Here is a 13,060-nt window from a genome sequence, read left to right on the forward strand (position 1 = left end):
GCGCCGCCCCGGGGGGCGGGTCGGCGCTGGCGCGGCGGCCCTGCGGGCCTTGATTCCGCGCCGGGGAACCCGCCCGGCCCAGCAACAGCATAGAGAGCAAGAATGACCGACCTTCGTATCGCCGACATACGCGTCACGCCGATCGCCTTCTACGACCCGCCGCTTCTGAACAACGCGGGCTGTCACCAACCGTTTGCCCTGCGCTCGGTGATCGAGGTCGAGACCGAGGATGGCGTGATCGGGCTGGGCGAAAGCTATGGGACCGAGGACGTGCTGGCGGGGCTGGCGGCGATGGCGCCTTCGTGCCGGGGGCTGGCGGTCACCGACCTGAACGGTCTGTGGGCGCGTACTGCGACTGCGCTGCCCGAGGCGCCGACGCGGCTGCGCCTGCGGGTTGGCGGCGCCGTCGAGGTGGCGATGTGGGACGCGCTGGGCAAGGCGACCGGGCAGCGCGTGGTGGATCTGCTGGGCGGACAGGTGCGCGCAAGCGTGCCGTTCTCGGCCTACCTGTTCTACAAGTTCGCGGGCCACGCGAACGAGGCGCCCGACGACTGGGGCGAGGTTCTGAGCCCCGAGCAACTGGTCGAAGAAGCCCGCAGCATGGTCGACGCCTACGGTTTCAAGGCGATCAAGCTGAAGGCCGGTGTGCTGGAACCGCTGGCCGAGATCGCGGGGCTCGAGGCGCTGCGCGACGCGTTCCCCGACGCGCCCCTGCGGATCGACCCGAACGGTGGCTGGCACGTCCACACGGTGCTGGACCTGCTGCCCCGGCTGGAAGGGCTGGTCGAGTACCTCGAGGACCCCACCAAGGGCATCGACGGCAACGCGGTGATCCAGGCGGCGACCGACGTGCCGCTGGCGACCAACATGTACGTGGTGGAACCATCGCACCTGCCGCCCAACATGAAACACGACGCGTTCCGCGTGATCCTGTCGGACCACCATTATTGGGGCGGGCTAAAGGCCAGCCGCGATCTCGCCGAGATCTGCCGGATCTGGGGGCTGGGGCTGTCGATGCACTCGAACTCTCACCTTGGGATCTCGCTGGCGGCGATGACCCATCTCGCGGCGGCGACGCCGAACCTCACCTACGACTGCGACACGCACCAGCCGTGGCAGACCGACGAGGTGATCGAGGGCGGCAAGCTGCCCATCGTGAACGGCGCGGTGGCGGTTCCCGACGGGCCGGGGCTGGGGGTGACGCTGGACCGGGCAGAGCTGAAGCGGCTGAACGGCAACTTCGAGGCGCTGGAATACCGCACCCGCGACGACGCGACAGAGATGCGCAAGCACTGGCCGGATTGGCAGTACGGCCGGCCAAAGTTCTGATCCGGCTGAACCGTCCGCACGAAAAAAGGCCGCCGGGATCACCGGCGGCCTTTCGCAACTTGAACAGGGCAGACCGATCAGAGGATCGTCTGGCCGGTCTTTTCCCAATCCTTCAGGAAGGCGTCGAGCCCCTTGTCCGTCAGGACGTGGTTCGCCATCGCCTTGATCACGGCGGGCGGGGCCGTCGCGACGTCGGCGCCGATCTTGGCAGCCTCGGACATGTGGTTCGCGGACCGGATCGAAGCGGCAAGGATCTGCGTCTCGAACCCGTAGTTGTCATAGATCTCGCGGATGTCGGCGATCAGCTCCATCCCGTCGAGGTTCAGGTCGTCGAGACGGCCGATGAAGGGCGAGATGAAGGTCGCGCCGGCCTTGGCGGCCAGCAGGGCCTGGTTCGCGGTGAAGCACAGGGTCACGTTGACCATATTGCCTTCTTCCGACAGCGTTTTACACGCTTTCAGGCCATCCCACGTCAGCGGAACCTTGATCGCGATGTTCTCGGCGATCTTCTTCAGTTCGCGGCCTTCGGCGATCATGCCCTCGGCGTCCAGCGCCACGGTCTCGGCCGACACGGGGCCATCGACGAGGTCGCAGATTTCCTTGGTGACTTCCTTGATGTCACGCCCGGATTTCGCGATCAGCGAGGGGTTGGTGGTCACGCCATCGACCATGCCAAGCTCGTGCAGCTCGCGGATCGCATCGATTTCGGCAGTATCTACGAAGAATTTCATTTGGGCCTCCTAGGGGGGACGCTTGCGGTTGGCTCTCTGTTAGCGCATGCCAACGTGGTGTTAAAGTAGAACCGGGCCGTCTGCCGACGAGGGGGCGCATCATGGACATTTACCGTCTGGCCGAACGGTCGATGGCGATGGACGACGACGCATGGGCCCGGCACGCCCACCCCGGCAGCGTGTTCTCGCGGTTCGCCGTGCTGCCTTTGCTGGCGCTCGCGATCTGGAGCAGGGTCTGGCTGGGATGGTGGGCGCTGGCGCCAGTGGTCGCCGTCGTGCTGTTCACATGGCTCAACCCGCGCCTGTTCGCGCCCGTCTCTGGCCCGCCGGTCGGCTGGGCCGGGAAGGGCACGGCGGGCGAACGGCTGTGGCTGGCGCGGAAAGACCGGCCAGTGCCCGCGAAACATGTCGCCGTTTGCCACATGCTGACCGCGGTTTCTGCCTTTGGCATGGTCCTGCTGTTTGCCGGGCTTTGGTGGCTGGACGCAGGGCTGGTTCTGGCCGGACTGGCCCTTGCCATGGGCGGGAAGGCGTGGTTCGTCGACCGCATGGTCTGGCTGTACGAAGACATGACGCGCGAGGACACCGCGTGAGCGAGATGCCGTCGCATTTCGAGGAAGGCGCATTGGTCGGCGTGCTGACCACGCAGCCGCTTGATCGCCTGTTGGATTACAAGGCGCCCGAGGGCGGCTGTTTCGTCGGCGCCTTCGTCGAGGTGCCGCTGGGCCCGCGCAAGGTGCTGGGCGTGGTCTGGGGGCCGGGGCGCGGCGACTTTGACATATCGAAGATTCGCAGCGTGATCCGTGTGCTGGATGCCGCCCCCATGCTTGACGAAATGCGACAATTCCTGGGGCGGGTCGCGGACTATACCCTGACCCCGATGCCCGCGATGCTGCGGCTGGCGACGCGGTCGCCCGGGTTGGGCGATCCGCCGTCCATGCGCAAGGTCTACCGGCTGGGCCATGCCGAACCCGACCGGATGACAGACGCCCGTCGCCGGGTGCTGGAGGTCCTGTCCGAGTATGGCGGCCTGTCGTTCACGCTGGGCGAACTGGCGGAAACGGCGGGGGTGACGTCGTCCGTGGTGAAGGGGCTGGTGAAGCAAGGCGCCGTGTCCGAAGAGGAAAGCCCGCGCGACCTGCCGTATCCGCGGCTGGATCCGGAACTGCCGGGCAAGGAGTTGACCGGCGATCAGGCGGCGGGGGCCGAGGTGCTGGGCGCCGCGATCCGGTCCGGGGCCTATGGCACGACGCTGCTGAAGGGCGTCACCGGATCGGGCAAGACCGAGGTCTATCTGGAAGCGGTGGCGGAATGTCTGCGCAAGGGCCGGCAGGCGCTGGTGCTGTTGCCTGAAATCGCGCTGACGGCAGAGTTCCTGAAACGGGTCGAGGCGCGGTTCGGCGCGATGCCGACGGAATGGCATTCCGGCGTCACCATGACCGAGCGGCGGCGCGCGTGGAAGATGGTGGGTGAGGGCGGCGCGCAGCTGGTCGTCGGCGCGCGGTCCGCGTTGTTCCTGCCGTTCCGCGACCTTGGACTGATCGTCATCGACGAGGAACACGACACGTCCTACAAGCAGGAAGACGGCGTCCTGTACAACGCGCGGGACATGGCCGTGCTGCGCGCCTCGATCGCTTCGGCGCAGGTCGTGCTGGCCTCGGCGACGCCCAGCCTTGAAAGCTGGGTGAACGCGGAAAGCGGGAAATATTCAAGGCTAGAGCTGAAATCCCGGTTCGGGGCGTCGGAATTGCCGGATATGTCCGCCATCGACATGCGCGATGAAGACCTGCCGTCCAGCAGCTGGGTCTCGCCCTCGTTACAGGCGGCGGTGCGCGAACGTCTGGAAGCGGGCGAGCAGTCGCTGCTGTTCCTGAACCGGCGCGGCTATGCCCCGGTGACGATCTGCCGGGCCTGCGGGCACCAGATCGCCTGCGACCATTGCGACGCGCGGATGGTCGAGCACCGCTTCCTCAAACGTCTTGTCTGCCACCAGTGCGGCGAGACGAAACCGATGCCCGAGGTCTGCCCATCCTGCGAGGTCGAGGGCAAGCTGGCCCCGGTCGGACCCGGTGTCGAACGCCTGCACGAAGAGGCCGCCGCCCTGTTTCCAGACGCCAGGATCGCGGTGCTGTCGTCGGACCTGTTCGGCTCTGCCCGGGCGCTGAAGGCGAAGGTCGAAGAGATCGCATCCGGCGGGGCCGATATCGTCATCGGCACCCAGCTTGTCGCCAAGGGGCACAACTTTCCGCTGCTGACGCTGGTCGGGGTGATCGACGCCGATCTTGGCCTGCAGGGATCGGATCTGCGCGCGGCGGAACGGACGTTCCAGCTGATGCGGCAGGTCGCGGGCCGCGCCGGGCGGGCCGAGCGGGCGGGGCTGGCGCTTTTGCAGACCTTCCAGCCAGAGCATCCGGTGATCCGGGCAATCCTGTCTGGTGACGAGGAAGGCTTTTGGCGGGCCGAGGCGGCCGAGCGGAAGGCGGCGGGCGTGCCGCCCTATGGACGCATGGCGGGGATCGTCATCTCGTCGCCCGAGGCGCAGCAAGCCTTCGACATCGGCGGCGCGCTGGCGCGGGCGGATGGGCCGTTGCGGCGCATCGGGGCACAGGTCTTTGGACCGGCGCCAGCGCCCATCGCCCGCATTCGCGGACGCCACCGCGTGCGGTTGCTGGTCAAGGCCGAGAAAACCGCACCTCTGCAAGCCGCGCTCGCGCAATGGGTGGCGCAGGTGCGCCTGCCGGCGAACCTGAGGCTGTCGATCGACATCGACCCGCAGAACTTCTTCTAGGGGCTACTGCGCCGCAACCGCCATCGGCGCCCACGCAGGCTGGGTGGGCAGGAACAGCTCGACCGCGTCATTCACGGCCAACTCGCCTTCGCGCTCGACCCAGGCGGTAACGCCGCGCAGGCTTTCGGCGGCGGGCTTGAATGCCTTGCCATGACCCGGCGCCTCGGCCTCGATCTCGCGGCCGGGCTGCACACAGGGGCCGTTCTCCAGGTCGATGGTCAGCACCGCGCCCGACGGCATGCGCAGACGCGACCCGGGCGGCACGTGGCTGAAATCGGGGATGCCCTCGACCACCATCGAGGCCCCCAGCAGGGAAGGGTTCAGCGTATCGAGCCCGATCTTGCCTGCGATCACTGCCAGTTCCTCGGCCGATACGATCGAGATCTGGCGGGTGTTCCGCACGGTGGTATAGCGCGGGTAAAGCATGGTGAAGCGCGAGCAGGATGGCCGTGTCAGCCCGCCATGCGCCTCGCCCTCGAACCCCTCCATCTGCGCCGGGACGCGGTCTAGCGGCTCGGCGCGCATGCCTGAGTCGCGGTCTGGCACACGGCCCAGCCATGTGATCCGGGCGGTGTATTCGGAGCGGACAAGCGCGGGCATGGACAAAGATCCTTGGTTGGCTGTGCAGACGGCGCCAGTCTGCCACTCTGGACGGGCGGCGGCAATCGGTGGCGGTTTTGGCCGGTGGGCCTGCCTGCGCAGACGCGGCGCCCAAAGAAAAACCCCGCGCCGGGGCGCGGGGTTTGATGTTCAGGTCGAGACCGGGTTCAGGACGGTTCCGGCTCTAGCCCGCCTTCGCCCGAGGGCTTCGGCTTGGGCTTGGTCTTTGGGATCGCCGTGACGCTGGCGCTGCCGCCCGCGTCGTTACGATGATCGTCCTCGTCGTCGCCACGGTTCAGCGGCTCGCCAGCGATCACCTTGGTGATCTCGTCACCGGTCAGCGTCTCGTACTCCAGCAGACCTTGGGCCAGCCGGTGCAGATCCTCGTTCTTCTCGGAGAGGATGCGCCGTGCGGTCTCATAGCCTTCGTCCACCAGTTCCTTGACCTTCGCGTCGATCTTGCGCTGCATGTCTTCGGAGTGGTTGGTGCCACCGCCATAGGCGCCCAGGTACGACTGCTGCTCGTTCGCATAGTCGATGTACCCGAGTTCCTCGGCAAAGCCGAACTGCGTGACCATCGCACGGGCGATCTTCGACACCTGCTGGATGTCAGACGCCGCGCCAGAAGTCGCGTTCTCCTTGCCGAAGATCAGCTCTTCCGCCACGCGACCGCCCATCGCCATCGCGATCTTGGACGTGTACTTGGTGAAGGTCACCGACAGCTGGTCGCGTTCCGGCAGCGACAGCACCAGACCCAGCGCACGACCGCGCGGGATAATGGTCGCCTTGTGGATCGGATCATGCTGCGGGACGTTCAGGCCGACGATCGCATGGCCCGCCTCGTGGTAGGCGGTCAGCTTCTTCTCGTCGTCGGTCATGACCATCGATCGCCGCTCGGAGCCCATCATGACCTTGTCCTTCGCGTTCTCGAAGTCCTCCATCGTGACGAACCGGCGGCCGACGCGCGCGGCCATCAGCGCCGCCTCGTTGACAAGGTTCGCCAAGTCGGCGCCCGAGAAGCCGGGCGTGCCGCGCGCGATGATGCGCAGGTCGACATCGGGGCCCAGCGGCACCTTGCGGGCGTGAACCGACAGGATCTTCTCGCGGCCCTTGATGTCCGGGTTCGGCACCTGCACCTGACGGTCGAAACGGCCGGGGCGCAGCAGCGCGGGGTCCAGAACGTCGGGACGGTTGGTCGCGGCGACGATGATGATGCCTTCGTTCGCCTCGAAACCGTCCATCTCGACCAGCAGCTGGTTGAGGGTTTGTTCGCGCTCGTCGTTGCCGCCGCCGTAGCCTACGCCACGCGACCGGCCCACGGCGTCGATCTCGTCGATGAAGACGATACAGGGCGCGTTCTTCTTCGCCTGTTCGAACATATCGCGGACACGGCTTGCGCCGACGCCCACGAACATTTCGACGAAGTCAGAGCCCGAGATGGTAAAGAAGGGCACGCCAGCCTCGCCAGCCACGGCACGGGCCAGAAGCGTCTTACCGGTGCCCGGAGGGCCGACCAGCAGCGCGCCTTTCGGGATCTTGCCGCCAAGACGGCTGAACTTCTGCGGGTTGCGCAGAAACTCGACGATCTCTTCCAGATCGTCCTTCGCCTCGTCGATGCCCGCGACGTCGTCGAAGGTGACGCGGCCGTGCTTTTCGGTCAGCAGCTTGGCCTTGGACTTGCCAAAGCCCATCGCGCCGCCGCGTCCGCCGCCCTGCATCCGGTTCATGAAGTAGATCCAGACACCAATCAGCAGAAGGAACGGCAGGAAGGTCATCAGGATGGTCTGGAAACCAGACTGTTCCTGCGGCCGTGCGTTCACGGTGACGTCGTTGGTGATCAGCATGTCGGTGATGTTGGCGTCGTCCGGACGGATCGTGGAGTAATCCTGACCGTCGCTGCCGCGGAACATCACACGCTCGCCGTCGATGGTGACCGAGCTTACCTCGTCATCCTGAACGCGCTGAACGAATTCGGAATAGCTGATCGAGCGGGTCGTCATCGTGGACTGACCTCCGCTGAACAGATTGAACAGCGCCAGGATCAGCAGGAACAGCACAACCCAAAACGCGATATTTCTGGCGTTACCCAAAAGTGGACCTCCAAGAATTGCCCGACGCCGGAGCCTGCGCGGACCTGCTGTACTAAAATAGGCATCGGGGCGGGATCTTCAACGAGAAAGGGCACACGCACGACCGGTGTGCGAAAGGGTCACGGTGCGCCCAGACGGTTATGCGGACCGCAGGGCGGCGGTGAACCTCTGGCTGTCGTCGGCAGAGGTGCAGGTCCATGCCTCTTGCGCGCGCGGATCGGCCAGCGGTCCGAACGGGCAGTGCACCAGAACGTCGCCGCGCCAGACCGACGGAGCGGCCAGCATTGCGCGGCGGGGCAGGGTGCCTGACTTCCAGCCCGGATCCAGCAGCGCCACCCCGGCCTCTCCCAGCGCGCGGATGACTGTGTCGGGGCTGTGTGTCCCCTCGACGGTCCAGCGATTGTCCCATGTTTCGCGGGTGCTTACGGCGGGTGGGACCGCGGCGGCCTCGCGTCCGATGCGGATCGTTTCACCGTCCGCCCCGATGGTGCAGCCCGCCAGCGTGGCCGGTCCCGGATCGCCGGTCCAATCGCGGGCGACGATGCGCATCATGGCCGCCGCCCGTGGGGCGTGCCGGGCCGCCGTGTGAAACCGCAGCGCCGCGGCCAGCGTGCGGCGGCGGAACTCGGCGGTCAGGGCGGTCCACGCGCCAAGGTCGATCACGATATCGGGACCGTCCGTGCGCCAATGGCCGGTAAGGATGTGCAGCAATTCCTCGCCTATGTCGCGCCGGGTGGCGGCGAGGTTGCCTATGGATTGTGCAATCTGGCCGTCCGGCAGGTCCAGCGTGGCAAGCGCGGCGCGGATTCGCGCCCGGTCATAGGTGGTGTCGGCGTTGGTCGGATCCTCGGCCCAGCCGACCCCGCGGTCGTGCAGCACGTCTCGGAGACTTTCGCGCGAGGCGTCCAGCAATGGGCGATGAAACCGAACGCCGTCGCGATCGAAGGCGGGCCTCATGCCGCACAGCCCGTCCAGCCCGGCGCCGCGCGACAGGCCCATGAAGAAGCTTTCGATGTTGTCGTCGCGCGTGTGGCCGAGGGCGCAGGCGCCAATGCCGGCGTCACGGCACCAGTCCGCCAAGGCGGAATAGCGCCCCTCGCGGGCGGCTTCGGACAGGTTGCCCTCGCCATCCCATCGCCATTGCAGGACGGCGTGCCGGAGGCCGAGCTCGCCGCAGATGCGGGCCACCATGCGGGCCTCGTCCGCCGCCTCGGGCCGCAGGCCGTGATCAACGGTCAGCGCGGCGGCGGCAAGGCCGTGGTCGTGCAGAAGGTGAAGCAGCGCAAGCGAGTCGCCGCCGCCCGAGACGGCGACGGCCATTGGTGCCGAAGGATCGAGGGTCGAAAGGTACCCTTCAAGAGCCGCCCGGGCGGGCTGGCTCACTGGCAGGCCAACGATTGCGCGCGCGAGACGGCGGTTCCGGCCTGAGCCGAGCCGGGGAAGCGTTGGCCGACCTGGGTCAGCATCACGCAGGCTTCCTCGACCTGTCCCAGATCGCCCAGCGACACGCCAAGGTTCAACAGCGCATCGGGGGCGCGGTTGCCGTCCGGGCTGCTTTTGAAGCTGTCGAGATAGGCGCGGGCCGCGCCGGCGGTGTCGCCCGAGGATCGCAGCGCCTCGCCCCGCAGATAATGGGCCTCGGCGTTCAGCGGGCCGCCCGGATAGGTGTCGGTGAACCCCCGGAACAGCTGCGCCGCCTGGGCGAATTCGCCCGCATCGAAAGCGGCGCGCGCGTTGTCGAAATCGGCCTGCTCGCTCATGGCAAGTTCGCCGCCACCCGTAGTAGCGGGATCGCCTGCGGGAACCGAAGGCAGCGTGGTGTCCACTGCAGGCGTCGTTACCGGTCCGGTGTCGACCCCGCCAAGCGTTGGCGTTTCGCCCAACGAGCCGATGTCGCAGTCGGCTTCCAGTTCGCACAGGCGGAATTCGAGGTCGCCGATGCGGTTGGTCCCATCGGTGACCACGCGGTTCACCGTCAATTCCATCTGCTCCGCCTCGGCGGTCAGGCGCTGAAGTTCGGACTCGATCCGGTTCAGCCGCTCGATGCCGGTAGAGCCGCCCAGCGAAACGCCGGGCGACCCGGTGGTCGACAGTTCGCGCTTCAGACGCTGGATCTCGACATAAAGCACCGACAGTTCCTGCCGGATGTCCGCCAGTGTGCTGTCCTGTGCCGCCGCCGGCACCGCCGCCAGAAGCGACAGGGCCAGCAATCCCGCTTTCGTCACGCGCTTCACGTCGTGTCCTCCGTCAGATCCGTCAGACGCCCGCGCCGACCGCCAGAACGGTCACGGCACGGCGGTTCTTTTCATAGCACGCCTCTTCCGAGCAAATCTCGAGCGGGCGTTCCTTGCCATAGGAAATGGTCTGAAGACGGTTCGCCGCAACCCCACGCGAGATCAGGTATTCGCGAACAGAGTTCGCGCGCCGTTCGCCGAGGTTGAAGTTGTAGACCCGCGTGCCTTGTTCGTCAGCGTGGCCTTCGATGGTCGCGGTGTACTCGGGGTTCGCGTTCAGCCACTCGGCCTGCCGGGCAAGGATTGCCTGCGCGGTGGTGTTCAGCGTGCTCTGGTCGACCTCGAACAGGATGCGGTCACCGACGGTCGCCGCGAAATAGGCGGGCGACGCCGGGTTCGACGGGTCGCCTGCATACGGGTTGTTCGGATCATAGGCGTCGGGGTTGCTCAGGGGGTCGTCCCCTGCGCCAAAGCCGGTGGGCTCGTTCTGCGAACAGGCCGCAACCGCGGCCAGCGCCAGCGCGCCGATGGCAATCCGGAAGGGGGTCATTGGGTCATGCCTCGTTGGGTCATTTGGTGCTCGATGCGCTCAGTCTAGCATCTCGCAGGGGGATTGGGAATCTTTCGCGTTTACTGCAGCAGCGGCGACCACGCCGGGTCCGACGCGGCGCCGTCGATCGGCACGCGGCGCAGGTTGCGGCCCGAAATGTCGACCGAGTACAGCGACGGCGCGCCGCTGGCGCCCTGACTTTCGCGGGTGAACATGATCACCCGGCCGTTGGGCGACCAGCTGGGGCTTTCGTCAAGGAAGGACGCCGTCAGCAGCCGTTCCTCGGACCCGTCGGTGCGCATGACGCCGATGTGGAACCGGCCGTTGTTCTGCTTGACGAAAGCGATCATGTCGCCGCGCGGCGACCACACCGGCGCGGCATAGCGCCCCGCGCCAGAGCTGATGCGCGTGGCTTCGCCGCCCGACGCGGGCATCACGTACAGCTGCTGCGTACCGGACCGGTCGCTTTCGAACACGATGAACCGCCCGTCCGGCGACATGCTGGGCGAGGTTTCGATCGACGGCGCCGAGGTCAGCTGCCGGGTCTGGCCGGTGGCGACGTTCAGTTCGTACAGGTCCGAGTTGCCGCCGCGCGCAAGCGAATAGATCACGCGCTGCCCATCCGGGCTGAAGGCGGCGCCGACCGACATCGCGCCAGCTTCGTTCTCCAGCACCCGCCGCTGAACCGTGTCGACGTCCAGAACGTGGATGCGCGGGCTGCCGGTCTCATAGCTGGTGTACAGCACGCGGTTGCCGTCCGGCGAAAAGCGCGGGGCCAGCACGATGGCGTTGCTGTCGGTCAGATATTCAAGGTTGGCGCCGTCGTAGTCCATGATCGCCAGACGGGTGCGGCGGTCGTCCTTGGGGCCGGTCTGGCTGACGAACACCACGCGGCTGTCGAAATACGCGCCCTCGCCGGTGATCCGGGAATACACGGCATCCGCCACCTTGTGCGACATGCGGCGCCAGCTGTCCTGACTGGCCACGAATTGCAGGCCGTCGCCCATCTGGCTTTCGGCGAAAACGTCGAACAGGCGGAACTTGACGATGACCTGATTGCCCTGAAGCGAGACCGCCCCTGTGATCAGCGCCTGCGCGTTGATCGCTTTCCAGTCGGAATACTGTACCGGGCTTTGAAAGCTGGTGATCCCGGAGATATAGGCGCCCTGCGGAATTTCGCGGAACAGGCCCGTGTTGGTCAGGTCGGCGGACACCACACGGGTGATCTGTGCCGCGATCGCCTCGGCGCCGGGGGTTTCGGCCACGAATTGTGGCGAGGCGAACGGCAAAGGTTCGATCACGCCCTCGGTGATCTCGATGCGCAGGGGGCCCGGGCTTTGCGCCGCGGCGGGGGTCAGGCCGGTAAGTGCCAGCAGGATGGTCAGCACGATCAGGCGGGTCATTTGATCCTCGTCGTCTCCGGTTGGGTCCGCGTGTGGCGGGGTGCGGCAGGTCCGCAAATTACAGTGTAGCCCGGATGCGCCGCTTGCACAGCGGCGCACCATTGACGCGGCAGGGACTTGCCGGGGGCGCGGTTCATCGCAGCCGCATCCCGTCGGGATTGAACGTCATCTCGATATCGCGCCAGTGGTCGTACTTGGCTTCCGGCAGGGGGAAGCCCCGCGCGCCGCAGCGGATGATCGCGCGGCGGGCGGCTTCGTAGGCCTGCGTGACGCTGTCCTGCGTGCCGCCCTCGGACGAGATCAGCCGGATCGATCCGGTGTCCGGCGTCCCGTCGCGGTTCATCGACACGCCGACGATCACCGTGGTCCGCATCGCGTCGGTCGAGGACGCGCCGAGGTTCCAGCATTGCTGGACGGCGACGCGCAGGCCTTCGCGCTCGCTGTTGTTCAGCGGCGGGCCGGCGGCGGTGCTGCTGGCGGGCGGCGCGGATGTGGTTTCCGAAACCGCATCAGCAACGGCGCCAGCGATGGCGTCGGCCAGCGGGTCCGCGTCGGGCGCCGGCGTTTCGTCGGGCGTTTCTTCCGGCGTTTCCGCGGGCGGCTCGGGCGCTTCGGTCACCTCGACGGGTTCCTCGACCTCTTCGGTCAACGGCGCGGGCGTCGGCGGCGGAGCGGGCCGGGCGGTGGGCGCCGGAGAACTGGCCGGGGCGCGGTTCGCCTCTGTCGCGATCTCGGTGGTCGCCTCTTCCGGCGCGGCTTCGGGCTGTTCCTCGGCCTGCTGGTCGCTGTCGGCGTTCTCGTCCACGCGCGGGGCGGGGGTGTCCGCGATTTCGGGAACGTCCGGCGCTTCGGGCACGGGGATCGGCGCCACGCGCGGGATGTCGCGGGGCGCGGCTTCCTCGGCGGGCGGCGTGATGTCGGGGATCGCGGTGTCTTCGACCGGCGGCGCGATCTCTTCGGGCGGGGTGTCTGTCACCTCGGCCTCGGGCGCGGGCGGTTCCTCGGCCTCGACCGGGGCGTCCTGTGGCGGTTCGGGAGCTTCGGGCGCGGGCGGTTCGGGCTGTTCCACGGGAGCCTCGGGGCGCATCGTGGGGGCGGGCGAATCCTCGACCACCGGTTCTTCGGGTTCGGGAACGGCAACGGTCGCGTCGGGCGCGTCCGCCTCGACCTCGGGGCGTTGCAACGCCGCGAATTCCTCGGCCGAGATCAGCGACACGTCGGCGGCGTTGAATTCAGGTTCCTCGTCGCGCGGCTGCAACAGGCCGCCGAACATCAGGAAGGCCAACAGCAGGCCGTGGCCCGCGCCGGATATGGTTGTTCCCGCGTCCAATTCGC

General features: G+C 67.3%; 11 protein-coding genes. 3 read left to right on the plus strand and 8 right to left on the minus strand.

Annotated features, from left to right (window positions below; translation table 11 throughout):
• The first annotated feature begins 102 nt into the window (after positions 1 to 102).
• Positions 103 to 1,329, plus strand: coding sequence for an enolase C-terminal domain-like protein (locus P1K30_RS14645; protein ID WP_275633502.1), 1,227 nt, complete (start codon positions 103 to 105; stop codon positions 1,327 to 1,329).
• A gap of 77 nt (positions 1,330 to 1,406) precedes the next feature.
• Here P1K30_RS14645 and fsa read toward each other — a convergent pair whose 3' ends face one another.
• On the minus strand, positions 1,407 to 2,060 hold the full coding sequence (gene fsa / locus P1K30_RS14650; protein ID WP_275633503.1) for a fructose-6-phosphate aldolase: 654 nt from the start codon (positions 2,058 to 2,060) through the stop codon (positions 1,407 to 1,409).
• Between the two features lie 101 nt (positions 2,061 to 2,161).
• Between fsa and P1K30_RS14655 the strand changes: the two genes are divergently transcribed.
• Both P1K30_RS14655 and P1K30_RS14660 read left to right on the plus strand, forming a co-directional pair.
• A complete protein-coding gene (locus P1K30_RS14655) occupies positions 2,162 to 2,653 on the plus strand; it encodes a DUF6653 family protein (RefSeq protein WP_275633504.1) in 492 nt (163 codons plus the stop codon).
• A 5-nt stretch (positions 2,654 to 2,658) separates the two neighbouring features.
• Complete coding sequence (locus P1K30_RS14660; protein ID WP_275633610.1) at positions 2,659 to 4,848, plus strand: primosomal protein N'; 2,190 nt, start codon at positions 2,659 to 2,661, stop codon at positions 4,846 to 4,848.
• 3 nt (positions 4,849 to 4,851) lie between these two features.
• Here the strand turns inward: P1K30_RS14660 and P1K30_RS14665 are convergent, their stop codons facing one another.
• The 7 genes from P1K30_RS14665 to P1K30_RS14695 form a co-directional block, all read right to left on the minus strand.
• Positions 4,852 to 5,448, minus strand: coding sequence for an MOSC domain-containing protein (locus P1K30_RS14665; protein ID WP_275633505.1), 597 nt, complete (start codon positions 5,446 to 5,448; stop codon positions 4,852 to 4,854).
• Positions 5,449 to 5,615: 167 nt separating this feature from the next.
• On the minus strand, positions 5,616 to 7,538 hold the full coding sequence (gene ftsH, locus P1K30_RS14670; RefSeq protein ID WP_275633506.1) for an ATP-dependent zinc metalloprotease FtsH: 1,923 nt from the start codon (positions 7,536 to 7,538) through the stop codon (positions 5,616 to 5,618).
• Positions 7,539 to 7,676: 138 nt separating this feature from the next.
• Positions 7,677 to 8,858, minus strand: a complete 1,182-nt coding sequence (gene tilS, locus P1K30_RS14675) for a tRNA lysidine(34) synthetase TilS (RefSeq protein ID WP_275633507.1) — start codon at positions 8,856 to 8,858, stop codon at positions 7,677 to 7,679.
• A 59-nt stretch (positions 8,859 to 8,917) separates the two neighbouring features.
• Entirely contained in the window at positions 8,918 to 9,772 is an 855-nt protein-coding gene (gene ybgF / locus P1K30_RS14680) for a tol-pal system protein YbgF (protein WP_338052371.1), read from the minus strand.
• Positions 9,773 to 9,794: 22 nt separating this feature from the next.
• Positions 9,795 to 10,322, minus strand: coding sequence for a peptidoglycan-associated lipoprotein Pal (gene pal / locus P1K30_RS14685; RefSeq protein ID WP_275633508.1), 528 nt, complete (start codon positions 10,320 to 10,322; stop codon positions 9,795 to 9,797).
• Positions 10,323 to 10,402: 80 nt separating this feature from the next.
• Positions 10,403 to 11,725, minus strand: coding sequence for a Tol-Pal system beta propeller repeat protein TolB (gene tolB, locus P1K30_RS14690; protein WP_275633509.1), 1,323 nt, complete (start codon positions 11,723 to 11,725; stop codon positions 10,403 to 10,405).
• A 133-nt stretch (positions 11,726 to 11,858) separates the two neighbouring features.
• On the minus strand, positions 11,859 to 13,055 hold the full coding sequence (locus P1K30_RS14695; protein ID WP_275633510.1) for a hypothetical protein: 1,197 nt from the start codon (positions 13,053 to 13,055) through the stop codon (positions 11,859 to 11,861).
• Positions 13,056 to 13,060 lie beyond the last annotated feature (5 nt).

The organism is Psychromarinibacter halotolerans (assembly GCF_029168315.1).
In the GTDB taxonomy this organism is placed as follows: domain Bacteria; phylum Pseudomonadota; class Alphaproteobacteria; order Rhodobacterales; family Rhodobacteraceae; genus Psychromarinibacter; species Psychromarinibacter halotolerans.

What these genes read in the sequence shown, in the direction of transcription:
- P1K30_RS14655 (WP_275633504.1), top strand. Translation starts at nt 2,162, where the DNA reads ATGGACATTTACCGTCTGGCCGAACGGTCGATGGCGATGGACGACGAC.
- fsa (WP_275633503.1), bottom strand. Translation starts at nt 2,060, where the DNA reads ATGAAATTCTTCGTAGATACTGCCGAAATCGATGCGATCCGCGAGCTG.
- P1K30_RS14645 (WP_275633502.1), top strand. Translation starts at nt 103, where the DNA reads ATGACCGACCTTCGTATCGCCGACATACGCGTCACGCCGATCGCCTTC.
- pal (WP_275633508.1), bottom strand. Translation starts at nt 10,322, where the DNA reads ATGACCCCCTTCCGGATTGCCATCGGCGCGCTGGCGCTGGCCGCGGTT.
- tolB (WP_275633509.1), bottom strand. Translation starts at nt 11,725, where the DNA reads ATGACCCGCCTGATCGTGCTGACCATCCTGCTGGCACTTACCGGCCTG.
- P1K30_RS14660 (WP_275633610.1), top strand. Translation starts at nt 2,659, where the DNA reads ATGCCGTCGCATTTCGAGGAAGGCGCATTGGTCGGCGTGCTGACCACG.
- P1K30_RS14665 (WP_275633505.1), bottom strand. Translation starts at nt 5,448, where the DNA reads ATGCCCGCGCTTGTCCGCTCCGAATACACCGCCCGGATCACATGGCTG.
- tilS (WP_275633507.1), bottom strand. Translation starts at nt 8,858, where the DNA reads ATGGCCGTCGCCGTCTCGGGCGGCGGCGACTCGCTTGCGCTGCTTCAC.